Origin of the sequence: Clostridium sp. 1001271B_151109_B4, from assembly GCF_015670405.1 — a bacterium.
Classification (GTDB): domain Bacteria; phylum Bacillota; class Clostridia; order Clostridiales; family Clostridiaceae; genus Clostridium.
Genome location: NZ_JADPBQ010000015.1, coordinates 62,398 through 88,813 on the forward strand (window position 1 = coordinate 62,398; position 26,416 = coordinate 88,813).

Sequence of the window (26,416 nt, forward strand, 5' to 3'; positions counted from 1 at the left end):
TATATGATATCTCTATTTTTATGTTATAATAAGAGTTTTAGACAGCAATTAATAATTTGTATATAATAAAATTTGGAAAGTTCAAAATAAAATTGTGTAAAATAGGCAATACTATAAATAATTATCACTATACAAATTAAAGATAGTGGATTATTATTAAATGTTGCATAAAATATTAGAAAAAAATAGATTGGTCGTGAGGAAAACAAATGAATGAAAATTTAGCTTTAGAGAAAGATATTCTTGAACAAAAGCGTAAAGATATATTAAGAGAAGTAGAACAAAAGAAAAAATATCAAGAAGAAATAGAACAAAAGTTAAGGGCAGTGACTAAAGAAGCTAAAGGAAGTTATAGTCAAGAAAAAGAAAATACAGAAAAAATATATAATCTTTTAAAAAAGGAAATAGAAAATTATGAAGAAGCAATAAAAAACCCTTACTTTGGTAGAGTTGATTTTGATGAAAAGTTTGGAAATCAAGAGAAAATATATATAGGGAAAAAAGGAATAACATCTACCTATGATGGTGAAGAAATAGTCGTAGATTGGCGAGCACCTATAGCAGATCTTTATTATAGTGGTACCGGTGGAGAGGCATATTATAGAGCACCAATGGGCGTTATTGAAGGAGATTTGAATTTAAAAAGAAAGTTTTTATATAAAGATCAAAATCTCGATAGGGTTTTTGATGAAGCTACTAATGAGATCATTATAAATAGTGAAGAAGGTTCAGGGCTTGTTGATGAATTTTTAAAGATTAATTTAGAAGAAAGCCGTGGTAAAAAGCTGAAAGAAGTCGTGGCAACTATTCAAAAAGAGCAAAATGATATAATTAGATGGCCTAAGAACTTACCCATAATAGTTCAGGGATCAGCGGGATCTGGTAAGACTACAGTTGCCTTACATAGATTGGCTTACTTGTTATATAGGTATAGAGAATCTATGGATGGGAAGGATATTTTAGTTTTAGCACCTAATAAATTATTTTTAGATTATATTTCAGATATTCTTCCAACATTAGGATCAAGTGATGTTAAGCAAACAACCTTCCAAGAGCTAGTTATGAAACAATTAAAGTTAAGAGGAAAAATTAAAACTAAAGATGATAAATTAAAGGATCTTATTGAAATTGAGGATATAAAAGAAAAACAATTTATAATTGATTCATCAAGAGTAAAGGGAAATTTAACATTTAAAACAATAATAGATAGATACATAGCTCTATTAGAAGGGAGCTCATTAGAGATTGAGGACATATTAATTTCAGGTTATGTCTTATTCTCAAAGAGAGAAATAATGAGACTTTATTTAAAGGATCTTTCAAATTATCCTATAAATAAAAGAAAAGATGAAATAAAAAGATATCTAAGCTTAAAATTAAAAGAAAGAATAACTAGTCTTCTTATTCAAATTGATAGAGAGTGGGATTTGAAAATCAGAGAAATAAAAAAGATAATGAATGATAGTGAGGAAAGAAGACATAAATTAATAGAAGTATATAATGAAAGAGATAGTTTAAAGGAATATGTTAATCATGATTCTAAAAAGGTAATGAATGATTATTTTAAGCATTGGAGAGGGATAACTTGTAGTGATATTTATTACAAGTTATTTGAAGATGATCAAATATTTGAAATAGCTACTGCAAATAGAATTCCTGTAGAATTAGCAGAATACATCAAAAAAGATATTCTTAGAAATCGTGAAAATGGGATAATAGATGAAGATGACTTACCAGCATTGTTTTATATTCATATGATGCTAGAAGGGATAGATGAGAAAAATAAATTTAAGCATATTGTTGTTGATGAAGCACAAGACTATAGTCCTCTTCAAATATATTTAATTAATAATATGTCTAAAGGAAATTCATTAACTTTAGTTGGTGATTTAGCTCAAGGGATATATCATTATAAAGGAATTAGGCGCTGGGAAGATATTATTGAAGGCGTATTCGATGGGAAAGCAACTTTTATTTCTTTAAGTCAAAGTTATCGTTCTACTGTTGAAATAATAGAATTTGCTAATTCAGCTTTAAAAGCACAAGAATTAAATATAAAGAGTGCAAAACCAGTATTAAGGCATGGTGATAAGCCTCAAATTATAAAATCAGTATCAAGAAGAGAATCTGTAAAATTAATTGATGAAATAGTAAAGAGATTAAATTCACAAGGAAAACATAGTATTGCAGTTATAACTAAAACTTATAATGAGGCTAAGATTTTAGATAAGGAATTAAAGAAATATACTGATTTAGAATATACTTTAATAAAGGGAAATGAAAAAGAGGCAGCAGATACAGATATAGTAATTATCCCTACTTATTTAACAAAGGGGTTGGAATTTGATGGTACTATTATCTATAATCCAACAGAAAAGAATTATCCAGACAATACATTAAATCAAAGATTATTATATGTAGCTTTGACTAGAGCTCTTCATAACGAATATATAATTGCAGAAGAGGAATTATCAAAGAATATATTTATGGGTTAGTTTAAAGAATTAGAACAATAAGATATATAGTGAAAATATTTATCTTATTGTTCTTCTAGAATATATAAATATAAAGATTAATAAGTATAAAAATCTCTACATGAAGAAATTAATTCCTTCATGTAGAGATTTTTTTATCCTGTTGTATAGATATCGTAAGTTTTCTATGTGAATTAGCAGTTCCTATATGGTGGATTAAAATCATCATATGGGAATGAAAGTTGATTAAATGTTGCACAAGGATCATTAACGATTGATGGTTGACATTTAGGTATTTCACCAGTATCACTTGTAACAACTGTCATATTTGTAATCCTATATAATTCAATGATTGTAAATAAACCTATTATTATATCAGCACGACCACATACCATAGGTGCATGATCTGTTGCAACAGGATATCTACAAATAGTAGTTGATAATGAGTTTGCAATTGCTTGTACATAAACTTCTGGTAAATTATGAGCATTTGATTGTGAATGTTCACCATTCATAGAGTCAAATGTTATTACTGTAGTATTATCGTCTACACAACCACCTTCTAATGAAATCTTTTTAGTATAAGTTGTATAAGCTGGAATAGTATTATCAGGTAAGCCAGGAGCTCCACCAACTACTGTTACAGGTAGAACGCTACCTGAATGATCTAATAACTGTAAGTTGTAAGTGAAAGTATAAGTGATTACAACATCATAAAATCCAGGGATATTAAATTGTCCTTGAGGATTTACTTTTGCAGTAATACTAGTTGCAAAGTTGCTTAAATGAAGGCTTTTTACTGTATCATCAAAAATAATAGTATTTCCATTAGTAATTGTACCAATAATTGGGCTTCCGTTAGGGCTTGATAAACTTGTTGCATGTAGCATACTTGAAGGTATAGGAATGATTTGACAAGCATCTGGCATTACTGGTCCTGGACTGTCAGATGACTCAGAACAATCAATGCTACATGGCATTGAAGGTGGCATCATAGGGCCGCATATTGGTTTTAAACAGTCTTGTTGTTTACATCTTCCATATATTTTTTTAGAAATTAAACATTCATCATAGAGTGTATCAGATTGAACAACATTAAAATTGTCTTGTGACATATAGATATCCTCCTTAAATTCTGGATTACGATTAATCTAATAACTATAATATGAGGGGAATAATAAATTGTGAAAAGTATTTTTATACTCGAAATATCAATAAATTTAATACATATTCATAAAAATAAATACATATTTTTATTATAGAATAATTTAAGGTGATATTATGGTTAAGAAAATAAAACTTATTGATTATGAAAAAGAGATTTATAAAGTTTTTATAGATCAAAACAATTTATATTGTTCAGTATCAAATAAAATATTAGAACTAGGCAAGGAAGTAGAAGATTATTGCTTAGAATATTTTAATAATTCCATATGGATAGCATTTTATGATAAAGTATATAGAATTTCAGTGATAGAAGTATGTTTAGAAGTAAATGATGAAATGAAGCCAATAAAACATTTTTCTATGGAAGTAAATAAGTACTGTAATAGTATTGATTTATTAACAATTATCATTAAAAATGAAGAGCAAATTAATTTAATTTTTAGGGGATGGAATAAAACTAAAACTAAAGCATTAATTTATAATAATAAAATAACAAAGCTAAATAGCTTAAGAATAATATCTGATGGAACTTCAAGTGGAAGTAGTAGACCGTATATAGTTTTTTATTCAAATGAAGATAAGGCTAATATATTACTTTGTGAAGAAAATCAATATAATGAATATGTTATTTATGATTTATTAAATGAAAACATTACGACAAGCTTTGAATTGACTAATGCAAAAAATATTTCATTAATAACATATGAAGAACAGACTATATTGTTTTATAGCAAAAAAATAAGTGGTAATATGGAAATGAAATTTAGACAGATAAATTTAGATAAAGTTGATGATGTATTAAAAGATGAAAAGAGTTTAGATTTTCCTAAAAATATAAGGAATCCAAAGATATCAACATTTATGGATAATGTATATGTTATTTGGAAAGATGAAAATGGAATTAATACTGCAAAATCAACAAACTTAAAAGAGTGGAGTTTAAACTTATATAAAAACAAGCCAATTAGTGCTTCAATTATAAAGGTAATAAATAATAAGGCAGAAAAAATAAATACCTATTTTAATGCAAGAATTATTACAGATTATATTTATAACGAAAATAATCATAATATTCAAAAGGAAAATAAGCTAATAAACTTAAATAGTGAAAATATAATTGAAAATAAAGTTAATTATATAAATAAAATTAGTGAGTTAACTAGAAAGTATAATAAGAGATATAATGAATATTTAAAAAAAATTAATGAATTAAATAGAGTAATTGATGAAAAAGATAAGTTAATCTTTGAATTATTAAATAAAAGATAATAAGTATTAAATATTTTTAATAAAGCATAGCTTATAATAGAAATATTATGGGGGAATAAAATGAAAGTATATGATTTGGAGAAGTTTTGTATTGAACAAGAGGATAAAATAAAATGTTTCTATACAAATGATAGAGAGGTATTTATTTCTGAATATAAGGAGCATCAATTAATTAATGAAAAATCATTAATAAATGATTGTAAAATTTTAAATAATGTGATTTTAAATTTAGATAATAGTATAACAATCCTTTATATTAACTTAAAGGGAGAATTAATTTTATCTAAATTAATTAATGATGAGCTTCAAGGGTCAGTATTATTGACTAAGGCAATATCTAAATATAAATCAATTCAAATAGCATCACTAGATAATATGTTGAATATATTTTATATCAAAGAGGTAAACAATATAAGTGTATTATGTTTTAGAAGATTAAATAATAAATTATTACTATCATGTGATATTTGTATGGATGTTTTAGATATTAATCCAGAAATACCATATATTTTAAATATTGAAGATAATAAATTATTAGTAGCATATATAAAATTAGGAAGACCTAATTGCATTGGTTATAGAATATTTGATGCAAAAAGAAATAATTGGTCTGATTTTATAGTATTAGATGCATATCCAAATTTAATAGAAGATATTAATTTTATAAAAAATAATAAGTATATAGCATATACTTATACTTTTAAAAATGGTAATAATAGAAATTTATTATTTGGAGTTGGAGAAAAAGAAATAAGAAAAAGAATTGTAGATGAAATAACTAAAAATGTGAAATATGCAGATATATCTATAATTAATGATGATAGGCTTAATATAGTAACTATAGATGAAAAAAGTGCTAAGATAAGACAAGTTGATAGTAAAGGTGAAGTAAAATCCAGTTTAGAAATAAATTTACATGGTATAAAGAGTATAGAAAAATATTATTTTGAAACTAATAAGAAAACTTTAAAGAATACAATAATTATTATTAAAACAATGGATGGAGAATTATATACTGATATAGATTTGATTGAAAATAATGCAGAAAAAATTAAGTTGAAAAAAAATGTTGAATTAGATCAAGAAGAATTAGACTCTATAGAAAGCAAGGCTATAGAAAGTGCAGTAATAATGACAGAAGAAGAGTTAAAAAATGAAATGAAAGAAAAAACAATAGATAAAGAGTATGTTGATAAGCTTATGGGGAAAATAACAGGTTATGAAGAGATAATAAATAAGTTTATGGATAGGTTTACGCAATTTGATGATGATAGAGAAGAGCTTTTAAATAATATAGATGATTTAAATGATCAATTAGAAGAGAAGAATACTAAAATAAGCGAATTTGAATCATTATTAATTGAAAGACAAGACTTGCTATATACATATGAAACTAAAATTCAAGGATTAGAAAGGGAAAAAGACATAGTTAATGTAGCAATTGAAGGTAAAATAAATGAAATAGAAAGCTTGAATCAAAGTATAAGCAAGTATAAGAATGAAAATAAATATTATAATTATACGATACAAAAATTAGAAAGAGACATGCAAACTGATAAAAAACTAATAGAAAAAAACTTAGAAAAAATTGGACTTTTAATGGAATCTATAAGAAATTACGAAAATGAACATAAAGATTACTATAATAGAATACAGGAGTTAGAAAATAATAAGAAAATTGATAAAGAATCTATAGATAAAAACTTAGAAGAAATAGAGATATTAAAAGAATCTATAAATAAATATGAAAGTAATCTTTGCAATTATAATAACAAAATAAATGAATTAAATAATAAAATAGAAGAGTTAAACAACACAATATCAGAAAATGAAGAAGAAATAAATAGAGTAAATGAAATTAATAAAGAATTAAAGGAGAAAAATAGTCAAGAGGTTAGCAAATTAAATAAGCTTCTTAATAAAATAAAAATAGAAAATAAAGAATATGTTGATGAAATTGATGAATTAAAGCTCAAATTAAATGAGTTAAATGATATTATTCAAAATGGAAAAGAAGAAAAAACATTATATATAAATGAAATAAAAGTGCTAAATAACAAAGTGAGAGAACTAAATAGAATCCTTAGAAATGGATTTATGTAGTTGGTAATGTAATATATATAAGGGGAGTGTATTTCCTCTTATTTTATTATGCAAAAAAATATTACTGGAAATCAAAATTTCCAGTAATATTTACTTTATAAGAAACTATATTACACAAAATTTTTAAGTATATTGCTAGAAATAATAAGAGTTTAATTATTTATTATATAAGTTTCTAATTGCAATAATAAAACTTTCTATATCATTAAAGCTATTAAAATATCCTGGACTAACTCTAACAGTTCCAATACCTTCTGTTCCAATAATCTTATGGATAAGAGGAGCACAATGATAGCTAGTGCGTAAATAAATGTTTAGTGAGTTTAAATATTGGCCAATTTCAGAGCTATCATGGTTATCAATATTAAATGATAATACAGGAGTTTTTAATAAGGGATTTGTTTCGCCATAGAGTTTCACGAAGGATAATTTTTGTAATTCATTCGTTAAATATTCCATAAGGGCAATTTCGTGTTGTCTAATATTATTAAGGCCTTTAGATAAAATAAACTTTACACCTTCATTTAAACCTATTATTCCGGGAGTGTTTAAAGTACCGCTTTCAAATTTATCTGGTAAAAAGTTAGGTTGAATGAATGAGTCAGAATTACTGCCGGTACCACCTTCTTTTAAAGAAGGAATATCGATGTTATCAGAAATGTATAAACCACCTGTTCCTTGTAAACCAAATAGTGATTTATGACCAGGAAAAGCTAATAAATCTATATTCATTTTTTTTACATCTATATCAATATAGCCAATTGTTTGAGCTGCATCAACTATTAAGAAAATACCTAATGATTTAGCTAAATTTCCAATATTCTCGATATTTTGAACTGTCCCTAAAACATTAGAGCCATGATTGATTATAATAGCTTTTGTATTTTTTTTGACAGCTTTTTTTATATCATTTATATCTAAATATCCTAGTGGATTTACAGGGATAATACTTGTTTCGATATTGTTTTTTCTTAAGGAATATAAAGGACGTAGTACTGAATTATGCTCAATCATTGTTGTTATAGCATGATCCCCAGGCTTTAATATACCTTTAATAGCTAAATTTAAAGACTCAGTAGTATTTGAGGTAAATACTATGTTTAGAGGATTTTCTATATTTAATAATTTAGAAAGCCTTTCTCTACAATCAAATATTTTGACCTCGCATTGAATTGATAAATTATGAGATCCTCTGCCAGGATTGGCACAATAATTCCGTAAGCAATCATCTACAGAATTATATACTTCTACTGGCTTTGGAAAGGTTGTTGCAGCATTATCTAAATATATCATAAATCCTCCTAAAATATATTATTGGTAATTAAATGTTAATTTTTTCGTAAACATATCGTTTGGTTTTTGTATTGACATATTTTTTATGAATTGCACGTATATGTGCATTTTTATCTTTTATAATTTCTATAACCTTATCTATCTTATCTTCAGATACCTCAATAGAACGTGCACAGCCTGCTGAAAGGCAACAAGGGGTTTGAATCATATAAATTTTCAGGGATTGTTCTTTTAGTAACTTATATAAATACATACTATAGTTTGCAGAGTCAAAGGTTATTATATATACTGGTTTTTCAATCATTTTATCTCCCCCTAGTTTGATTTCTTATTATAGTATATTCATAGAATATAAATTGAGTGTAATAAAGGATAAAATAAAAGCATGGTGCAAGAAAAGGGTTAATATATAACTCTTAAAGAGGAAGGAAAAAGCTTTTAAAAAAGAATTGTATTCCATTAAATAAGATAATATAATATAATATTCATATGGAGGGATGAAAATGAAAGTACAAGGAAGTTTAAAGCAATATTTAAAATGGCTAATAGGAAGTTATATAGTAATTGGAATATTATTGCTATTTAATAGTAAATTAATTTTTGATTTTTCATTAAGTTGTGCAGTATTAATAATACCTTTTGTATTATGTACAATTGGATATGGTGTAATGTCACTAAATAGAAAATACATAACTAGCGGTATTATAGTAGGGATTCTATATGTTATAGCAATGGTAGTATTTAGTCCAATTATAATGCCAAGTGCTCATAGAAATTTAATTGGAGATGTTGAAGAAATCGAGTTTACAAGCAAGATAGAACATATGGATTTAAATCAATTACCAATTATAGATAAGCAGTTAGCTTACAAGCTTGCAGATAAAAAGTTAGGGGAAATACCTAGTTTGGGAAGTCAAGTTACAATAGGGGATTTATCACTACAAAGTGTTAATGGTGAACTTTATTATGTTGGGCCATTAGAGCATTCATCATTTTTTAAATGGTTAACTAATCATGAGGGAACTAAAGGATATATAAAAGTTAGTGCTACAAATCAAAATGATGTACAATTAATAACTGAGTTGAATGGAGAAGAAATACATTTAAAATATATTCCATCAGCATATTTGTTTAGTGATTTAGATAGACATGCTTATTTAAAAGATATGACAGCAGGTCATACTGATTATACTTTTGAGCTTGATGATGAAGGAAGACCTTACTGGGTAATAACAAGGTATGATAATGCTGTAGGATTAACAGAGCAAAAAGCTATAGGAACAGAAATAATAGATGCTCAAACAGGTGAAACTAATATTTATGACATTGAAAATACACCAAGCTGGGTAGATAGAATACAGCCTACGAGTTATATAAATAATTATTTAAATAAATGGGGAGAGTTGGTTCATGGAATATTTAACTTTAGTGATAAAGATAAATTGAAAACTACTCCAGATATGAATATTATATTTAATGATGATACTTGTTACTATTATACGGGGATTACTTCGGTAGGTAATGATGAAGGGTTAGTTGGATTTATGTTAACTAATACTAGAACTGGTGAAACTACAATGTACAAGACTGCTGGGGCCACAGAAAGTGCTAGTATGAAGTCAGCAGAAGGGAAAGTACAACAATATGGTTATACAGCTACATTTCCATATTTAATTAATATACAATCTGAACCAACATATTTCATGACTCTAAAAGATTCAAATGGACTAGTTAAACAATATGCTATGGTAAATGTAAAGAATTATAATACAGTGGCTGTTGGAGATACATTGCAAGCAACTTTAAACAGATATTTAGAAGCATTAACTAATACAAATATTTCATTAGAAGGAAGCAATAGTGAGGAAGCTTTAACAGGAGAAGTTGAAAGAATCGGATTAGTTGTTAAAGAAGGATCAAGTATTTATGATATTAAATTAAAGGGACAAGATAATTTCTTTACAGTATCTACTGAAACATCAAGAGAAGTTGCATTAACACAGGTTGGAGATGTTGTAGCTCTTAAATTTATCCAAGTTGGAGATGGACAATATATTATTACTAATTCTTTTGAGAATTTATCTTTAAGAGGTAAGATAGATAATAATAGTGAACCATCTTTAGAAGAAGCAGGTAAAGCAAATGATAATAATGATTTAAATGTACAAGAGGATAATACTGAAGCAGCAACTGATATACAATAAAGAAAATATAAATTTTAAGGAACTACCAAGTTTATACTTGATAGTTCCTTTGCTTTAAAATTGATAAAAAGTTAAATAAAATTTTTGCTGTAAGTCCCCAAATAACATAATCATTATAAGTATAAAATAAAACCTCATAGGAACCAGTTTTAAATTTATAATTTTGTTTACTGGGGATTAAATCATAAGGGAAATTATCATGAGGTGCTATATTAACTTTATTAAGGTATTTAGTAGGCTCATGATTTAATAAGTACTGTAAAGGAACTAAAAAAACCTTTTCTACTTCACTAAAATTAATGGATAAATTGCTTAGATTATTTATTGTTATTAAATATGGATGAATTAGTATATCAAAGGGAGAAATAAATAAATCTAAAGGGGATATAATACTTATATCGTTTTCGCAGATACCAATCTCTTCACATGTTTCTCTTATTGCAGCATCCAATGGATGTTCATCTTTTTCTATTTTACCACCAGGAAAGCAAATTTCACTTGGTTGACTTCGAAGAGTTTTAGCTCTAATCTCAAACAAGATATGTGGTTCGTCATTATAATTAACAATTGGAATTGTAATTGAAGCACGTTTGAAATTTTCCCAACCATTAATATAAGGCTTGTAATTTGAAAAAATGTTGTTTATAGTATTACTCATAAAAATCACCTAATTATTTTTATTAAAAAAATATATATTATATTCAAATAAAATTATAATTTAATTACTAAAATGAAATTATACTAAAAAATAGTATGTTATGTCTAGGAGTAATAAATGTATAAAATATGGACAATAGATGATATAAAATTAGTTGTTGATAAAATAGCTAATAGATGGAATTATCCATGCAATATAAAAATTGAAATATCAAAAAGAGCTACAAAAAGAATGGGAGCATTTTTTTATAAACGCAATGGGAAAAATATTATCCCAATTAAATTTGTTTTTGCTTATACATTAATAAATGGTACTTATTCAGAACAAGTAGTTAGGGAAGTAATAATTCATGAATATTTACATTATTACTGTGATTTAAGTACAAATAAAAGTAATGGGCACAATAAGTTTTTTAAGGAGTGCTGTATAGCGAGTGGTATCTCAGATAGTACTACATTTAAATATTTTAATGAAGAAAATAATAATGATACAAAATATAAATATAAGATATATTGTAGCAAGTGCAAAAAAATGGTTTGTGTACATGCAAGGAAAGATGCTGCAAAGAGAAAGGTTAACTCTTATATATCTAAGTGTTGTAATGGTAGGCTTTACTGTGATAATCTTATGTAGTATATTAAAAGAGTTATAAAATAGAATAGCTTATAAATAAAGGAGAATAAATAAATGAGTGAAGATATAAAGAAAAACGAAAATGAAGAAGTTAAAATAATGACTTTTTTAGATGAAAATGGGAATAAGGTTGAGTTTGAAGCAATTGCAAGAATTTTTTTAGGTGAACAAGAATATTTACTATTAGCACCAGTAGAAGAGAAAGATAGTGAAGATATTTACGTATTTAGAATTGATGAAGTAGATGGTAAGCAAGAGCTAAATTTAGTTGAAGATGATAAAGAATTTATAGCTGTTAAAAAAGAATATAATAAGTTATTATACTAGTGTTATAAGGAGAAATAACTGTGCAAGAATTAGAAATTATTAAGATTTTAAAAGAAAATGATTTATCAGATATAGAAGTATTAAAAAATACAGAAGAATATGTTTTAGTAAATTTCTATTTTGATTTTGATAAAGATTTACAAGATGCAGCCAAAGCATATGCAAATGAAGAAAGTAAGGAAGAAGAATTTAGTTCTAAATGGTATAGCGAATACTACTTCCCATATCTTTACGACTTTGCTAATGACGAGGTTTTAGAAATAATTGAGGAAATAATAGAATCACTTGATATTGAAGGCGAAATGATGGCCTTCCAAATGACTGAAAAAACAAGTGATTATGTTCAGTTTATGGCGTTATTTACAGAAGAAGAAAGTAATATAGCTATTGAAGAAGTTGTAAGAGAATACTTGTCTAAATAAAATGAAAAATAGGTTAATATTTACATTGCATTTTGAGTAAAATTTGATATAATTAAATCATGAAATCCTGAGATGTGCGTTTAGCTTATGATGTTCAACCTACATTATATTTACGGGATTTGCAACATATTTGTGGATGTCGGGCTTCCGATTTAGTAGAAGATGGCTGAAGCAAGTTGAGCAGAACCCACCTGCGAGCTGCAGGTGTGAATATTTAAGCCACCGGCATGTTGGGAGATAGTTTTAAAATAAACACCTCATTTATGAGGTGTTTTTTTGTTTATGCAGCTTTTGAAGTTTTGACAACATATTTTTTTGAATGTTTCCTTTTATAAGTTCTATATATAAGGTGTTGATATCTCCATACATGCCTGTCCAATACTTGAGATATGTATACAATAAAAGAGTTTGATGGGGATAAAAATTTCAAAAGAAAATTTAAAGTTATTTTCTCTATAATAATTGTCTGTTTTAGCTGTTTTTTATTCATAAAAGCCCTCTATTATATTTTTTTAACAGTGTATAAATTGTTATAATATATTGAAGCGGAAAGTAAATTGTTTAAAATATACAAAAAGTGATTGCATATACTTCTATGTATCTTAATTTTAAAATTGTAAAGACTAAATTGTGTAATTAAAAAAGATATATGTAATTAATTTGGCGAAAAACAGTTAAAATTCAAATATTAAATCTTTGAGTTGATATTAAAAAGAAATAAATGTAAAATAAGTATTAGAAAGATTCTAAAATGCTTATAAAAGAAGGGAAGTTAAAAAATGGATTATACAAAAGCAAAAATGGACGACGTAGTAGTTAGAATTAATGAGTTATATAAGAAGAGTAAAGAAGAAGGTTTGACTGAATTAGAAAAAGAAGAACAACAAATTCTAAGAAGAAGATATATAGATAGCTATAAGGCAAATCTTAGAGCTCAATTAGAGGGTGTTGAACTTAAGAATAAGAAAAAATAGAGGGTGATTAATATTGTCAGTTACTGTAGAGAAATTAATATCAGATTTTGATTTAGAAGTTTTAGTTGAGGGCGAAAAGGATGTAAAAATATCTGTTAACGATATAAATAGACCTGGTTTACAGTTAGCTGGTTTTTATAATTACTTTGCACCGGAAAGAATCCAGGTTATTGGTAAAGCTGAATGGAGCTTTTTAGATGATATGGGAATTGAACTAATGAGAAAAAGAGTTAATAAATATTTTAGTTTCAATTCAAAATGTGTCATTATGACTAGAGACTTAGAGCCACATAGTGAATTCTTAAAAGCAGCCAAAAAAAGTAAAACATGGCTTTTAAGGACAAACGTTGTTACAACAAAGTTTATAAGTAAATTAACTATGTATCTAGCAGGAAAGCTTGCGCCAGAAACAAGATTGCATGGTGTTTTAGTTGATGTATATGGTATAGGTATTTTAATTACTGGAGAAAGTGGAATTGGAAAGAGTGAAACTGCACTTGAATTAATTAAAAGAGGACATAGATTAGTATCAGACGATGCAGTTGATATAAAGGAAATAGATGGGAGTTTAATCGGTACATCTCCCAAAATAACAATAGGTATGTTAGAGGTTAGAGGAATAGGGATAATAGATATTTCATCATTATATGGATTAAGTTCTATTTTGCCTTCAAAGGATATAAATCTTTTAATGCATTTTGAGCATTGGAAAGATGATGGTGACTATGATAGATTAGGAATCGATAAAGAAACACAAGAAATATTAGGAGTAAAGGTTAGAAGGTTAAGAGTACCTGTAAGACCAGGAAGAAATATTGCTGTTATTATTGAAGCAGCAGCAGGTAATTATAGGCATTCCTTAATGTCAGATGTTACTCCAGTAGATATTATAGAACAAAGAATGTGTGAAATTAACGAGGAAGAATAAGGAGGGCTAGTTGTATGAGTAAAGAAATAAAAAATAATGCATGGTTAAAGTATGATAGTACAGAAAGAAAGGAAATTTTTGATTTCTGTGAAGGTTATAAAAATTATTTATCAGTTGGAAAAACTGAAAGAGAATGTATACATGAAGCTATTAGACTTGCTGAAGAAAAAGGATATAAGAATTTAGCTGATATAATTAAAAACAATGAAGAAATAAAGGCTGGGGATAAAGTTTATGCTAATAATAAGGATAAAACTTTAGCTTTATACTTAATTGGAAATGATAGTATAGAAAATGGGATGAGAATAATAGGATCTCACGTAGATTCTCCAAGAATTGATTTAAAGCAAAATCCATTATATGAGGATGGAAATTTAGCATTAATGGATACTCATTACTATGGTGGAGTTAAGAAATATCAATGGGTTACACTACCACTAGCATTACACGGTGTTGTAGTAAAAAAAGATGGAACAAAAATAAATGTAGTTGTTGGAGAAGATGATAGTGATCCAGTATTAGGGATTTCAGATCTTTTAGTTCACTTATCAGGAGAACAACTACAAAAGAAAGCAAATGAAGTAATTGCAGGTGAAGATTTAAATGTTTTAGTTGGAAATATTCCATTAGAAGGAAAAGAAAAAGATGCTGTAAAGGAAAATATTTTAGCTCTTTTAAAAGATAAATATGATTTTGAAGAAGAAGATTTTATTTCTGCTGAATTTGAAGTTGTACCTGCTGGAAAAGCTAGAGATTTAGGATTAGACAAGAGTATGGTAATGGGATATGGGCAAGATGATAGAATTTGTGCATATACATCTTTAATGGCATTATTAGAAGTTGATTCTGTAGAAAAAACATCTGTAATTTTATTAGTAGATAAAGAAGAAGTTGGAAGTATTGGTGCAACAGGAATGCAATCTAGATTCTTTGAAAATTCTGTAGCAGAAGTTATGGATAGAATGGGACAATATAATGAATTAAAGCTTAAGAGAGCACTTCAAAATTCCTTAATGTTATCAGCAGATGTTACAGCTGCATATGATCCTAACTATCCAGCAGCATGCGAAAAGAAGAATACTGCTTATTTTGCAAAGGGATTAGTATTTAGTAAATATACTGGTGCAAGAGGTAAGAGCGGTTGTAATGATGCAAATCCTGAATTTATTGCATGGTTAAGAAAAATAATGGATAAAAATAATGTATCTTATCAAACAGCTGAACTTGGTAAAGTTGATCAAGGCGGTGGAGGTACAATTGCCTATATTTTAGCGCAATATAATATGGAAGTAATAGATTGTGGTGTGGCATTACAAAATATGCATGCACCATGGGAAGTTTCGAGTAAAGTAGATATTTTTGAAACTAAGAATGGATATAAAGCATTTTTAGTGGAGAAATAATTAAAAGGTGTCGATATAATCGGCACCTTTTTTATGCAATAATTATTTATAACATTATAGAGTATATACAGTTTAAAAATATATTATATTTATGAGGGAATTTGAAAGTAATAATATTACAGTATATATAGGTTAATGGGGTATGAAGGTTTTGTTTTAAGCAAATTCTTCATACCTCAGTTAAGTTTTAAGGTTAAATGCTATTTGATATACAATATTGTCAATCCATACAAGTAATTATTGTGAATTAATTATAATTAAGTTTATCAAGGAATTTTTTTAAACGTTCTTCTTCAATAGACATAGAACCTAATATGCCATGTTTTTTATCATCTTCTTCATAACCATGGGAATCTGAACCACAAGAAGTTATGATGTTTTTTTGATCTACTATCTTTAAGAAGTTTTTAGTATCTTCAGGCGTATTAAGTCCGTAAATACCTTCAATACCATCAAAGTCTAAATAAAGAACATCTAAAACGTGAAGCTTTTTTAATAAAACAGGATGAGCTAACACTACAAGAGCATTATAGTTTCTTAATAGCTTAATACCTTCTTCTGCATCTAATTTGTTTGCTGGTACATAAGCAGGACAATGATCGCCTATGAAATTATCGAAAATGTATTCTTTTGTGTAATTATAGCCTGCATCCATGATTGCTTTAGCTATATGTGGTCTGGCAATAGTATCTTTTCCATTTTTTAAAACATCATTAACATCTATTTCAATATTATTAAACTTTTTTAGCCTTCTTACAATTTCATGTGCACGTGCAATTCTTTTAGTTTTTAAATCTTCTAAGAAATGATTTAAGTCTGGATTTTTATAATCATCACCTTTAAAGTATCCTAATATATGTACTGTTTCGCCTTTATATGTAGTAGATAACTCTACTCCAGGAATGAAGTTGATATCTAATTTTTCAGCTTCAGCGTTAGCTTCTTCGATTCCAGATACTGTGTCGTGATCTGTTAATGCTAAGTATTTAACCCCTCGTTCAAAGGCTTTTTTAACAACCTCACTAGGTGAATATCTCCCATCAGAAGCAGTAGAATGTGTATGTAAATCGCATTTAATCATAATAAAATTAAGACTCCTTTCAAGTAAATGTTTTGTAGTATATAAAGCTATGATATAATTTATTCATTAATAATGCAATAATTAAGGAGTATATTAGTTACAAATTAAACTTTAAAGAAAAATAAACTATTATTAATTTATGGATTTATAAGAAAAATATATATAATAAGTATTAGATTAAAAACAGTAGGAGAAAAGTATGTTATTAATGATAGATAATTATGATTCATTTGTGTATAACTTAGTTAGATATTTTGAAGAATTAGGTGAAGAAATAGAAGTGGTTAGAAATGATAAAATTAAAATTGAAGATATAAAAAGGATGAATATTGAAGGAATAGTAATTTCACCAGGTCCTAAATCTCCAAATGAAGCTGGATTAAGTTTAGAAATAATAGATAATTTTAAAGGTAAATTGCCTATATTAGGTATATGTTTAGGACATCAATGTATAGGGAAATACTTTAATGCAACTATTAAAAAAGGAAAAGAGCCTGTTCATGGTAAAATATTTTACATAAATCATAATGAAGAGGATTTATTTACAAATGTGAAAAATCCATTAAGAGTTACAAGATATCATTCCTTAATAGTTGATAAAGTAGATTTGCCAGAATGTTTAGAAATTACAAGTGAAACTGAAGATGAAGTTATAATGGGAATAAAACATAAAGATTATGATATTTATGGAGTTCAATTTCATCCAGAAGCAGAAATGACAGAAGAAGGACACAAGATACTGCAAAATTTTATAAATATAACTAAAAAATATAAAGAGAAAAATATGAATAAAAAAATGCAGTTAGGGGAGTGTTAAGTATGTTGAAAATAATGGAATTTGGTAGTGAACTAAATGCTTTTGAAGTTTATAGCTTTTTTGAAAAATATAAAAATTCAATATTATTAGATAGTTCAAAAGAGGATAAAAATTTATCAAAATATTCATTTATAGGGTTAAATGAATTTATGGTTTTCGAAGCGATAAATTCAAAATCATATATTGATGGACAGGAAGTTCAAGGGGAACCATTTGAAGTTTTAGAAAGATTAGTAGATCAATACAAGTACGATATACATAATGAGATTCCATTTTTAGCTGGAACAATTGGATACATTTCTTATGATTCAGGAAGAATGTTAGAAAATTTACCAGATACGTCTCAAGAAGATTTTGTTATTCCTGATATTAGATTTGTTTTTTATAAGAATTTAATAGTATTTGATTTAGAAAATAATAAAAAATACATAACAGACATAGATGGAGATAATGAAAGAATAGATAAAATATTAAGAGTAATAAATGATGGTAACAAAATGAAAGAGAAAATTGTAGTTACAGAAAGTGTTAATACATTTTACTCTAATTTCATAAAAGAGGACTATAAAAAAGCGATTTCAAAATTAAAAGATTATATAAAATCTGGTGATGTATATATAGCAAATATGACTCAAAGATTTTGGTGTGAAAATAATGAAGAGGCTTTTTCTATTTATAAAAAGCTTAGAAGTATAAATAAAGCACCATTTTCAGCATTCTTAAATTTTAAAGATTTTCAAATAATAAGTTCATCTCCCGAGAGATTTATACAAGTAAAGGATAATAAGGCCCATACGAGACCGATAAAGGGTACAAGACCTAGGGGAAATTCTTTAGATGAGGATGAAAAAAATAAATTAGAACTTATAAATAGTGAAAAAGATAAAGCAGAATTACTTATGGTTGTTGATTTAGAACGAAATGATTTTAGTAAGGTATGTAAACCACATAGTGTTAAGGTAACAGAAAACTTTAAGCTTGAAGAATACGCAACTGTATTTCATCTTGTATCAACTGTAGAAGGTGAATTAAAGGATAACGTGTCTGCAGTAAGATGTATTAAGGAATGTTTTCCAGGTGGGTCAATTACAGGTACACCTAAAATAAGAGCAATGGAAATAATAGAAGAGCTTGAGGGGTTAAAGAGAAATATTTATACAGGTGCCATAGGATATTTTGATTTTAGAGGTAATTGTGATTTTAATATAGTTATTAGATCAATATTAAAAAAGGGAAATAAAGCTTATTTTGGTGTTGGTGGAGGAATTACTTATGATTCTATAGAAGAAGATGAGTATAATGAAACATTAGATAAAGCAAAAGCATTAATGAGAGTATTATAAAAGGTAGTTTGATATGAGAAAAATAATATATGGAAATGAAAGTATAAGAATTGATAATGGATTATTTTTTGGTAAAGGTGTATTTGAAACAATATTAGTGAAAGAAGAACCTATTTTTTTAGAAGAACATATTAAGAGATTAAATGATTCGATTAATGAACTTAATATTGGTGAAGAAATTGAATTTGATTATGTTAGTAATTTTATAAGAAGTAAGAATATAAAAAATAAAGCACTAAAAATAGTAGTTACAGAGGAAAATTTAATATTTTCTGAAAGAGAAATAAAATATAAAAAGGAACATTATGAAAAGGGCTTTATAGCTTGCTTTACAAATGTTTTAAGAAATTCTACGTCAAGAATAGTGAATTTTAAAACTTTAAATTATTTAGAAAATATTATAGAATATGAAATATGCCAAAAGAATGGATTTAATGAAGCTATTTTTATAAATGAAAAAGGTTATATATGTGAAGGATGTACAAGCAATATCTTTATAATAAAGGATAAAACAATATATACACCTAATATTAAAAATGGATTATTGCCAGGAATAATTAGAAAATGGATTATTGATAATTTTAAAGTTATTGAAAAAAATATAACAAAAGAAGAGGTATTAAATAGTGATGAGCTGTTTTTTACAAATTCATTAGTTGGGGTTATAAAATGTACAAAGATAGAAAATAAAAAATTTCATTGTAAAATAACACAAGAAATTAAAGAGCAATATGATGAAGCAATAAATGGAGGCGTAGAATGATGAATAAAGAAATGATAATGGAAGGTGTTAAACTAATCTTAGAAGGAATTGGAGAAGATGTTAATAGAGAAGGATTAATTGAAACACCAGATAGAATAGCTCGTATGTATATGGAGATATTTGATGGAATTGGTAAAGATGCAAAAGAAGTACTATCTAAAACATTCAGTGTAGAAAATAATGATTTAGTATTAGAGAAGGATATAACATTCTTTTCAATGTGTGAACATCATTTAGTACCTTTCTTCGGTAAGGCTCATATTGCATATATACCAAAAGGAAAGGTTGCAGGATTATCTAAGCTTGCAAGAACTGTTGAAGTTTATGCAAAAAAACCACAATTACAAGAAAAGCTTACTACTGAAATTGCAGATGCAATAATGGAATATTTAGATGCTGAAGGAGCTATGGTTGTAATTGAAGCAGAACATACTTGTATGACTATGAGAGGTGTTAAAAAGCCAGGAGCAAAGACTGTAACTACTACATATAGAGGTGTATTTAGAGAAAATATAGATTTAAGAAGAGAAGTTATGAATTTCATAAGATAGGTTATTATAGTTAAGAGTTAAATAGAGGTTAGTTAATTTTAACTAGTAATTATTGACTTGGTAGAGAGGTATAGTAATGGAGAATATAGATAAGATACTTAATAATAAGCTATATAAAGAATCTTTAGAAAAGTTAAAGCTTTATGAAAAAGATAGAGAATTTTGTAATCATACTATAGAACACTTTATAGATGTTGCTAGAATTGCTTATATTATGGTGTTAGAAGAAAAGATAGAGATTTCTAAGGAAGTTATTTATGCTATAGGATTATTGCATGATATAGGAAGAGTAAAGCAATATGAAGATGGAACAAATCATGATTTAGCAAGTGTTGAAATGAGTAAAGAAATACTAAGCGAAACTAAATTTGATAAAGAAGAAGTTAATATTATTATTAATGGAATAGCAAATCATAGAATTAAAAGCAATAATAAGCTAGAAGAAATAATTTATAAAGCAGATAAATTATCGAGACAATGTTTTAATTGTAAAGCTGAGAAAGATTGTTACTGGAGTAAAGAAAAGAAAAACTTTAAAGTATCATATTAATGAGGAGGATACGTATTTGAGAATAGGAAATAAAGAATATAAATTAGATGATAGAACATATATTATGGGAATATTAAATGTAACACCAGATTCATTTTCAGATGGTGGAAAATTTAATGAAGTAGAAGCAGCAGTAATGCAAGCAAAGAAATTAGTACAAGATGGTGCTGATATAATTGATGTTGGTGGAGAATCAACAAGACCAGGTGCGGAATATGTTTCAGAAGAGGAAGAAATAAAAAGAGTAGTTCCTATAATTGAAGCTATAAAAAAGGAATTAGATATTACTATTTCAATTGATACGTATAAAGCTAAAACTGCAGAAGCAGCAATTAAGGCTGGTGCAGATATAATTAATGATATTTGGGGAGCTAAATATGATAAAAATATTGCAAGTGTTGCAGCAAAGTATGATGTTCCTATAATATTAATGCACAATAGAGAAAATAAGCCTTATGAAAATTTAATGGAAGATGTAAAGAAAGACTTACAAGAAAGTATTGATATTGCATTAAATGCAGGTGTTAAAAAGGAAAATATAATATTAGATCCAGGAATAGGTTTTGCAAAAACTTATGAAGAAAATTTAATAGTAATGAATAATTGTGAGATTGTGAAAAAAATGGGATATCCAGTTCTATTAGGCACATCAAGAAAGTCAATGATAGGATTAACTTTAAATTTGCCTGTAAATGAAAGAGTAGAAGGTACATTAGCTACTACGGTTATTGGAATAATGAAGGGTATGGATTTTATAAGAGTTCATGATGTATTAGAAAATAAGAGAGTAGCAGTTATGACTGATAAAATAATTAAAGAAAAGTAGGTATTAATATGGATAAAATATATTTAAAGGATATAGAGATTTTTGCTAATCATGGAGTTTTTCAAGAAGAAAAGACTCTTGGACAAAAGTTTATTTTATCATTAGAACTATCATTAGATATTAAAGAAGCTGCTAAAACATATGATTTAACTAAATCAGTACATTATGGTGAGTTATGCCATAAGGTTATAGAAGTTTTTCAAGAAGAAAGCTTAGATTTAATTGAAAGTGTAGTAAATAAAGTTGCTAACTTTATATTAGATAACTATTCAATGGTAAATGGAGTTAAGGTTCTATTAAAAAAGCCATGGGCACCTATAGGAAGGCATTTAGATTATGCTGCAGTTGAAATAAATAGAGAAAGACATTTTGCTTATATATCAATGGGAAGTAATATGGGAAATAAAGAAGAAAATTTAAATAATGCAGTTAAAAAGATTAAAGAGATTAATGGTGTTAAGGTATCAAAAGTTTCATCTTATATCACAACAGAGCCATGGGGAAATGAAAATCAAGATGAGTTTTTAAATGGAGCATTGAAAGTAGAAACTTATTTAACACCTAAAGAGCTTATGACTGAACTTTTGAGAATTGAAAGTGAACTTGGTAGAGTAAGAGAAGTTAAGTGGGGGCCAAGGGTAATAGATTTAGATATTATATTATTTGATGATATTGTAAGTAATGATGAATTTGTTATTATTCCTCATCCATTAATGCATTTAAGAGATTTTGTTTTAGCACCGTTAAATGAAATTGCACCATATGCATTACATCCGTTGAAAAATAAAAGAGTATTTGAACTTTTAGAGAATTAAAATAAAATTGCTACCGAAAATATTTCTATAATAGATTTATTTTCGGTAGCTTTATTTAAAGAGAATTTTTATGAACTTTTAATTATTTGAGTTTGTTTTATTAATAATATATACACAAAAAGAATATATATTGTTTCTAGCTGGAACATTATCCATAGTTATCATATCTTCTTGAAGATTACCATCCCAAGGGAAAAGTGTTACAGTATTTTTATCATATACATTTATTACATATTTATCATTACTGTTATCATCAAATTGAATTATTAACTTATATTTCACCATAGCGTCATCCAAATCTAATTCATTTACATAGTTATCATTATTTAAGGATTCTAGGAATGCAGGTAAAACATCTAAATCTTCTTCTGATACATCATGATATTCATAAAAGTTTACATCAAAAACCTTAAGTGAATAACCTTCATTATTTTTAATCTTTTTATATACTTCATTTGAATAATAATAAGGATTAGGTTTGCTTTTAAAGTTTATGTACTTAGGGTCATTAAAAACACATCCAGATAAAAGAGTTACAAGTAATAATATAATTAATAATTTAATGTTTTTCATTTTATCCTCCTAAAAATAACTATATAAATAATTATTCTATAAATAATATTTTTAGAACATAATAATATGTAAATAGCTTTTTAAATAATATTAAGTGGGAAAGTAATAATGTGTAAAATTTGAAAATAGTATAATTTGTAAGCAATAAATTAGGTAGGAAAGTTAATGAAAATAATTGCAACATTAGGTCCAAGCACATCTAATAAAAAGGTTATTGAAGATTTAATAAGTTCAGGGGCTGATACTTTAAGGTTAAATTTTTCTCATTTCTATGGAAAGCAATTTCTAGAGATGTTATCAATAGCACGAAATATAGATAAAGATATAAAAATAATCGCTGATTTACAAGGGAAAAAAATTAGAGTTGATGAAAAATTAAAAGATACATTTAAAATATATACTAATGAAATAGTATATTTTTGTGGAAATGATGCTTATGACTTATTTAGTAAGGGGAATGATAAAATTAAAATTATTCCTTTAAATATTAATTCAGAAATCATAGAGGGTAATGAAGTTAATAAAATTTCAATGAAAGACGGAACTATGAATTTTGAAGTGATAGATAAGGATAGAGGAGTTATAAAAGTAAGAGTAAAAGATGATGGAGTAATAAGGGCTGGCAAGGGATGTAATATTCCAGGTATAGACTATAAATATACCAAATTAAGCAAAAAAGATAAAGAAAGTTTAAATTGGGCAATTAATAATAATATAAAAATAATATGTCAGTCATTTGTAGAAAGCAAAAGAGAGATAGAGGATATAAAGAAATATATACAAGAAAATAATAAGGATATAAATGAAATAAAGATATTATCTAAAATTGAAACAAGTACAGGATTAGAGAATTATGAAGAAATAATAGAGTGCTGTAATGGGATAATTATAGCTAGAGGAGACTTAATACCAGAATATGGAATGGTAAGTTCAGTTGAAGCAGAATTTGAGTTATTAAAGAAATTAAAAAAGTATAGAAAAAGTAAGGAAATAATAATAGCTACACATATTTTAGATAATATGAAAAAAGATACATTACCTAGAATTAATGAATTAGAAAGTATATATACATTTATAAATAGTGGAGCAACAGGATTTTTATTGGCAGGAGAAACATCTATTGGGAGGTATCCAATAAAGACCGTTAAATTATTAAATGAGTTAATGAATTTATATAAAAAATAATCTTTATTAAAGAATAGACAAATAGGATTAAAATGGGTATTATAGTAATGTAATTCATATACTGAGGAGGAGATTTAATGAGTGAACAGGAGAAGAATTTGCGTTGGTACAATTTAGCAATGATGGCTTTTGTAGCAGTGTGGGGATTTGGTAATGTTGTAAATAATTTTGCCAATCAAGGATTAACTGTTATTGTATCATGGGTATTAATAATAGGATTATATTTTGTACCGTATGCATTAATGGTAGGTGAATTAGGATCAGTTTTTAAAGAAAGTAAAGGTGGAGTAAGTTCATGGATAAGAGGAACTTTTGGAACAACTCTAGCTTATTTTGCAGGATGGACTTATTGGGTTGTGCATATACCATATTTAGCTCAAAAGCCACAAGCTGCTTTAATAGCATTAGGATGGACAGTAAAACAAGATGGTAACTTTATAAAAGATATGAGTCCTATGGTAGCTCAGTTACTAACTTTAGCTGTATTTTTATTATTCTTGTGGATAGCATCAAGAGGTATTACTTCTTTAAAGCTAATAGGGACAATTGCAGGAACATCAGTGTTTATTATGTCATTATTATATGTTGCATTAATGCTTGCAGCACCAGCTATAAGAGGTGTACAACCAGCTACTGTTGATTTTAGTTTCAAAAATATTATACCTAATTTCAATTTTTCATATTTTACTACTCTATCGATGTTAGTATTTGCAGTTGGAGGAGCTGAAAAAATATCCCCATATGTTAATAATATGAAAAAACCAAGTAAGGATTTTCCGAAGGGAATGATAGCATTAGCTATTATGGTTGCTGTTTCTGCATTACTTGGATCAATAGCAATGTCTATGATGTTTGATGCAAATAATATTCCAGCAGACTTAAAAATGAATGGTCAATATTATGCATTCCAAATGTTAGGGGAATACTATGGAGTAGGAAAATTATTTATTGTTATTTATGCATTATCTAATTTATTAGCACAAATTTCAGCACTAGTATTTTCTATAGATGCTCCACTTAAAGTTTTATTAGCAGATGGTGATAAGAGATTTATTCCAAGAGCATTAACAAAAACTAATAAGTATGGAGCACCTATAAATGGTTATATTATGACCGCTGTTTTAGTTGGAATATTAATAATAGTACCAGCTTTAGGTATTGGAGATATGAATTCATTATTTGATTGGTTACTACAATTAAATTCTGTAGTTATGCCTATGAGATATCTTTGGGTATTCTTGGCATTTATTGGTCTTAAAAAAGCTGCAGATAAATATAAGTCTGATTATAAGTTTGTGAAAAATGATAAGTTTGCAATGGCAATTGGAATATGGTGTTTTGCATTTACTGCATTTGCATGTATTATGGGGATGTTCCCAAGTGGAGTAGAAACCTTTAGTGGAGAATGGTGGTTCCAAGTGATTTTAAATGTGGTAACACCTTTTGTACTAATAGGTTTAGGATTTATTTTACCTGTTATAGCTAAAAAGACTAATAAAAAAGAGACAAATTAATTAATTTCCTTTCTTAACATTTAATTAATAAATTATTCACAGAATATATAAAGTATTAATAACCACTTTAAAAAATATTTAATAACTTATGTTGCAAAATATAAAATTTAATAGTATAATGGGTACATAAATTTAAAGATTATTGTGTAAATGAGGTTGAGTTTGATGAATACTTTTAAATCGATATTATGGACAGTATTAGGAATAGTTATTTTTATTGCTATAATAAAGTTTTTTATATTCCTTTTACCTTTTATTATTGTAATTGGAATCGTAGGATACATAGTATTTAAAGGGAAAAGAGCTTTTAATAATAAAAAAAGACAAAATGAATCGTATAATTATTATAATGAAAATCAAAATAATTATAAAGAAAATAATATTGATGATAGCGATAATGGTGAAGTAATTGATGTTGACTATAAGGAAGTAGATGAATAGGAAAAAAGACTGCTCATTTTAAAGTGGACCCTATGTCAAGGACATTAAAAAAAAGGGGCTAAGCCACTAAAAGCTGATTTCTGTATTTTACAGGAGTCAGCT

26 protein-coding genes and 1 other RNA gene are annotated in these 26,416 nt (G+C 26.8%); 21 read left to right on the forward strand and 6 right to left on the reverse strand.

Features of this window, described 5'->3' with window-relative positions; genetic code table 11:
• Positions 1-209 precede the first annotated feature (209 nt).
• A complete protein-coding gene (gene helD / locus I4V63_RS11205) occupies positions 210-2,495 on the forward strand; it encodes an RNA polymerase recycling motor HelD (protein ID WP_196001339.1) in 2,286 nt (761 codons plus the stop codon).
• A gap of 173 nt (positions 2,496-2,668) precedes the next feature.
• Here helD and I4V63_RS11210 read toward each other — a convergent pair whose 3' ends face one another.
• Positions 2,669-3,589: a hypothetical protein gene (locus I4V63_RS11210; protein WP_196001340.1), complete on the reverse strand. Its 921-nt coding sequence runs from the start codon at positions 3,587-3,589 to the stop codon at positions 2,669-2,671.
• Between the two features lie 166 nt (positions 3,590-3,755).
• Here I4V63_RS11210 and I4V63_RS11215 point away from each other — a divergent pair, with 166 nt between their 5' ends.
• Together I4V63_RS11215 and I4V63_RS11220 are read left to right on the forward strand one after the other, a co-directional pair.
• Positions 3,756-4,910, forward strand: a complete 1,155-nt coding sequence (locus I4V63_RS11215) for a hypothetical protein (RefSeq protein WP_196001341.1) — start codon at positions 3,756-3,758, stop codon at positions 4,908-4,910.
• 60 nt (positions 4,911-4,970) lie between these two features.
• Positions 4,971-7,013 carry a hypothetical protein gene (locus I4V63_RS11220; protein ID WP_196001342.1) on the forward strand — a complete coding sequence of 681 codons (2,043 nt, stop codon included), beginning with the start codon at positions 4,971-4,973 and terminating at the stop codon, positions 7,011-7,013.
• Positions 7,014-7,169: 156 nt separating this feature from the next.
• Here I4V63_RS11220 and I4V63_RS11225 read toward each other — a convergent pair whose 3' ends face one another.
• Both I4V63_RS11225 and I4V63_RS11230 read right to left on the reverse strand, forming a co-directional pair.
• Positions 7,170-8,306 (reverse strand): aminotransferase class V-fold PLP-dependent enzyme, encoded by a 1,137-nt coding sequence (locus I4V63_RS11225; RefSeq protein WP_196001343.1) that lies wholly within the window; start codon positions 8,304-8,306, stop codon positions 7,170-7,172.
• Between the two features lie 28 nt (positions 8,307-8,334).
• A complete protein-coding gene (locus I4V63_RS11230) occupies positions 8,335-8,610 on the reverse strand; it encodes a DUF3343 domain-containing protein (RefSeq protein ID WP_196001344.1) in 276 nt (91 codons plus the stop codon).
• Positions 8,611-8,809: 199 nt separating this feature from the next.
• Between I4V63_RS11230 and I4V63_RS11235 the strand changes: the two genes are divergently transcribed.
• Positions 8,810-10,510, forward strand: a complete 1,701-nt coding sequence (locus I4V63_RS11235; protein ID WP_243280490.1) for a YrzE family protein — start codon at positions 8,810-8,812, stop codon at positions 10,508-10,510.
• A gap of 31 nt (positions 10,511-10,541) precedes the next feature.
• On the opposite strand, the gene I4V63_RS11240 is transcribed toward I4V63_RS11235, so the two are convergent.
• Complete coding sequence (locus tag I4V63_RS11240) at positions 10,542-11,168, reverse strand: CoA pyrophosphatase (protein ID WP_196001345.1); 627 nt, start codon at positions 11,166-11,168, stop codon at positions 10,542-10,544.
• Between the two features lie 117 nt (positions 11,169-11,285).
• On the opposite strand from I4V63_RS11240, the gene I4V63_RS11245 reads away from it, so the two are divergent.
• The 7 genes from I4V63_RS11245 to I4V63_RS11275 all read left to right on the forward strand — a co-directional run bounded on the left by I4V63_RS11245 (position 11,286) and on the right by I4V63_RS11275 (position 15,855).
• Positions 11,286-11,801 (forward strand): SprT-like domain-containing protein, encoded by a 516-nt coding sequence (locus I4V63_RS11245; protein WP_196001346.1) that lies wholly within the window; start codon positions 11,286-11,288, stop codon positions 11,799-11,801.
• A gap of 54 nt (positions 11,802-11,855) precedes the next feature.
• A complete protein-coding gene (locus I4V63_RS11250) occupies positions 11,856-12,128 on the forward strand; it encodes a DUF1292 domain-containing protein (protein ID WP_196001347.1) in 273 nt (90 codons plus the stop codon).
• 20 nt (positions 12,129-12,148) lie between these two features.
• Complete coding sequence (locus I4V63_RS11255; RefSeq protein WP_196001348.1) at positions 12,149-12,550, forward strand: hypothetical protein; 402 nt, start codon at positions 12,149-12,151, stop codon at positions 12,548-12,550.
• 61 nt (positions 12,551-12,611) lie between these two features.
• Positions 12,612-12,791, forward strand: a non-coding RNA gene (gene ssrS, locus I4V63_RS11260) — 6S RNA.
• Between the two features lie 538 nt (positions 12,792-13,329).
• Positions 13,330-13,524, forward strand: a complete 195-nt coding sequence (locus tag I4V63_RS11265) for a DUF896 domain-containing protein (protein WP_042396116.1) — start codon at positions 13,330-13,332, stop codon at positions 13,522-13,524.
• Positions 13,525-13,537: 13 nt separating this feature from the next.
• On the forward strand, positions 13,538-14,452 hold the full coding sequence (gene hprK, locus I4V63_RS11270; protein WP_196001349.1) for an HPr(Ser) kinase/phosphatase: 915 nt from the start codon (positions 13,538-13,540) through the stop codon (positions 14,450-14,452).
• Positions 14,453-14,466: 14 nt separating this feature from the next.
• Entirely contained in the window at positions 14,467-15,855 is a 1,389-nt protein-coding gene (locus I4V63_RS11275) for an aminopeptidase (RefSeq protein ID WP_196001350.1), read from the forward strand.
• Positions 15,856-16,102: 247 nt separating this feature from the next.
• Here I4V63_RS11275 and I4V63_RS11280 read toward each other — a convergent pair whose 3' ends face one another.
• A complete protein-coding gene (locus tag I4V63_RS11280; protein ID WP_196001351.1) occupies positions 16,103-16,936 on the reverse strand; it encodes a PHP domain-containing protein in 834 nt (277 codons plus the stop codon).
• 199 nt (positions 16,937-17,135) lie between these two features.
• Here I4V63_RS11280 and I4V63_RS11285 point away from each other — a divergent pair, with 199 nt between their 5' ends.
• The 7 genes from I4V63_RS11285 to folK all read left to right on the forward strand — a co-directional run bounded on the left by I4V63_RS11285 (position 17,136) and on the right by folK (position 22,601).
• On the forward strand, positions 17,136-17,753 hold the full coding sequence (locus I4V63_RS11285) for an aminodeoxychorismate/anthranilate synthase component II (protein WP_196001352.1): 618 nt from the start codon (positions 17,136-17,138) through the stop codon (positions 17,751-17,753).
• Between the two features lie 2 nt (positions 17,754-17,755).
• Positions 17,756-19,096, forward strand: a complete 1,341-nt coding sequence (gene pabB / locus I4V63_RS11290) for an aminodeoxychorismate synthase component I (RefSeq protein WP_196001353.1) — start codon at positions 17,756-17,758, stop codon at positions 19,094-19,096.
• A gap of 13 nt (positions 19,097-19,109) precedes the next feature.
• The gene (locus tag I4V63_RS11295; protein ID WP_196001354.1) at positions 19,110-19,859 is read left to right on the forward strand and encodes an aminotransferase class IV; all 750 of its coding nucleotides are present in this window, start codon (positions 19,110-19,112) and stop codon (positions 19,857-19,859) included.
• A complete protein-coding gene (gene folE, locus I4V63_RS11300; protein ID WP_196001355.1) occupies positions 19,856-20,410 on the forward strand; it encodes a GTP cyclohydrolase I FolE in 555 nt (184 codons plus the stop codon). Before I4V63_RS11295 ends, folE begins: the two co-directional genes overlap by 4 nt.
• 76 nt (positions 20,411-20,486) lie before the next feature.
• A complete protein-coding gene (locus I4V63_RS11305; RefSeq protein ID WP_196001356.1) occupies positions 20,487-20,960 on the forward strand; it encodes an HD domain-containing protein in 474 nt (157 codons plus the stop codon).
• 16 nt (positions 20,961-20,976) lie between these two features.
• Positions 20,977-21,786, forward strand: a complete 810-nt coding sequence (folP, locus tag I4V63_RS11310; protein WP_196001357.1) for a dihydropteroate synthase — start codon at positions 20,977-20,979, stop codon at positions 21,784-21,786.
• 8 nt (positions 21,787-21,794) lie between these two features.
• On the forward strand, positions 21,795-22,601 hold the full coding sequence (gene folK, locus I4V63_RS11315; protein WP_196001358.1) for a 2-amino-4-hydroxy-6-hydroxymethyldihydropteridine diphosphokinase: 807 nt from the start codon (positions 21,795-21,797) through the stop codon (positions 22,599-22,601).
• 78 nt (positions 22,602-22,679) lie between these two features.
• Here folK and I4V63_RS11320 read toward each other — a convergent pair whose 3' ends face one another.
• Complete coding sequence (locus I4V63_RS11320; RefSeq protein WP_196001359.1) at positions 22,680-23,174, reverse strand: DUF4883 family protein; 495 nt, start codon at positions 23,172-23,174, stop codon at positions 22,680-22,682.
• Positions 23,175-23,339: 165 nt separating this feature from the next.
• Between I4V63_RS11320 and I4V63_RS11325 the strand changes: the two genes are divergently transcribed.
• The 3 genes from I4V63_RS11325 (at position 23,340) to I4V63_RS11335 (ending at position 26,314) form a co-directional block, all read left to right on the forward strand.
• A complete protein-coding gene (locus I4V63_RS11325; RefSeq protein ID WP_196001360.1) occupies positions 23,340-24,359 on the forward strand; it encodes a pyruvate kinase in 1,020 nt (339 codons plus the stop codon).
• Positions 24,360-24,436: 77 nt separating this feature from the next.
• Positions 24,437-25,873 (forward strand): amino acid permease, encoded by a 1,437-nt coding sequence (locus I4V63_RS11330; RefSeq protein WP_196001361.1) that lies wholly within the window; start codon positions 24,437-24,439, stop codon positions 25,871-25,873.
• Between the two features lie 165 nt (positions 25,874-26,038).
• Complete coding sequence (locus I4V63_RS11335) at positions 26,039-26,314, forward strand: hypothetical protein (RefSeq protein WP_196001362.1); 276 nt, start codon at positions 26,039-26,041, stop codon at positions 26,312-26,314.
• The last annotated feature ends 102 nt before the right edge of the window (positions 26,315-26,416 follow it).

What these genes read in the sequence shown, in the direction of transcription:
- I4V63_RS11320 (WP_196001359.1), bottom strand. Translation starts at nt 23,174, where the DNA reads ATGAAAAACATTAAATTATTAATTATATTATTACTTGTAACTCTTTTA.
- I4V63_RS11210 (WP_196001340.1), bottom strand. Translation starts at nt 3,589, where the DNA reads ATGTCACAAGACAATTTTAATGTTGTTCAATCTGATACACTCTATGAT.
- I4V63_RS11250 (WP_196001347.1), top strand. Translation starts at nt 11,856, where the DNA reads ATGAGTGAAGATATAAAGAAAAACGAAAATGAAGAAGTTAAAATAATG.
- I4V63_RS11240 (WP_196001345.1), bottom strand. Translation starts at nt 11,168, where the DNA reads ATGAGTAATACTATAAACAACATTTTTTCAAATTACAAGCCTTATATT.
- folK (WP_196001358.1), top strand. Translation starts at nt 21,795, where the DNA reads ATGGATAAAATATATTTAAAGGATATAGAGATTTTTGCTAATCATGGA.
- pabB (WP_196001353.1), top strand. Translation starts at nt 17,756, where the DNA reads ATGTTGAAAATAATGGAATTTGGTAGTGAACTAAATGCTTTTGAAGTT.
- I4V63_RS11280 (WP_196001351.1), bottom strand. Translation starts at nt 16,936, where the DNA reads ATGATTAAATGCGATTTACATACACATTCTACTGCTTCTGATGGGAGA.
- I4V63_RS11330 (WP_196001361.1), top strand. Translation starts at nt 24,437, where the DNA reads ATGAGTGAACAGGAGAAGAATTTGCGTTGGTACAATTTAGCAATGATG.
- I4V63_RS11220 (WP_196001342.1), top strand. Translation starts at nt 4,971, where the DNA reads ATGAAAGTATATGATTTGGAGAAGTTTTGTATTGAACAAGAGGATAAA.
- I4V63_RS11295 (WP_196001354.1), top strand. Translation starts at nt 19,110, where the DNA reads ATGAGAAAAATAATATATGGAAATGAAAGTATAAGAATTGATAATGGA.
- I4V63_RS11245 (WP_196001346.1), top strand. Translation starts at nt 11,286, where the DNA reads ATGTATAAAATATGGACAATAGATGATATAAAATTAGTTGTTGATAAA.
- I4V63_RS11285 (WP_196001352.1), top strand. Translation starts at nt 17,136, where the DNA reads ATGTTATTAATGATAGATAATTATGATTCATTTGTGTATAACTTAGTT.
- I4V63_RS11230 (WP_196001344.1), bottom strand. Translation starts at nt 8,610, where the DNA reads ATGATTGAAAAACCAGTATATATAATAACCTTTGACTCTGCAAACTAT.
- I4V63_RS11305 (WP_196001356.1), top strand. Translation starts at nt 20,487, where the DNA reads ATGGAGAATATAGATAAGATACTTAATAATAAGCTATATAAAGAATCT.
- I4V63_RS11265 (WP_042396116.1), top strand. Translation starts at nt 13,330, where the DNA reads ATGGATTATACAAAAGCAAAAATGGACGACGTAGTAGTTAGAATTAAT.
- I4V63_RS11225 (WP_196001343.1), bottom strand. Translation starts at nt 8,306, where the DNA reads ATGATATATTTAGATAATGCTGCAACAACCTTTCCAAAGCCAGTAGAA.
- folE (WP_196001355.1), top strand. Translation starts at nt 19,856, where the DNA reads ATGATGAATAAAGAAATGATAATGGAAGGTGTTAAACTAATCTTAGAA.
- I4V63_RS11215 (WP_196001341.1), top strand. Translation starts at nt 3,756, where the DNA reads ATGGTTAAGAAAATAAAACTTATTGATTATGAAAAAGAGATTTATAAA.
- I4V63_RS11275 (WP_196001350.1), top strand. Translation starts at nt 14,467, where the DNA reads ATGAGTAAAGAAATAAAAAATAATGCATGGTTAAAGTATGATAGTACA.
- I4V63_RS11335 (WP_196001362.1), top strand. Translation starts at nt 26,039, where the DNA reads ATGAATACTTTTAAATCGATATTATGGACAGTATTAGGAATAGTTATT.
- helD (WP_196001339.1), top strand. Translation starts at nt 210, where the DNA reads ATGAATGAAAATTTAGCTTTAGAGAAAGATATTCTTGAACAAAAGCGT.
- I4V63_RS11235 (WP_243280490.1), top strand. Translation starts at nt 8,810, where the DNA reads ATGAAAGTACAAGGAAGTTTAAAGCAATATTTAAAATGGCTAATAGGA.
- I4V63_RS11325 (WP_196001360.1), top strand. Translation starts at nt 23,340, where the DNA reads ATGAAAATAATTGCAACATTAGGTCCAAGCACATCTAATAAAAAGGTT.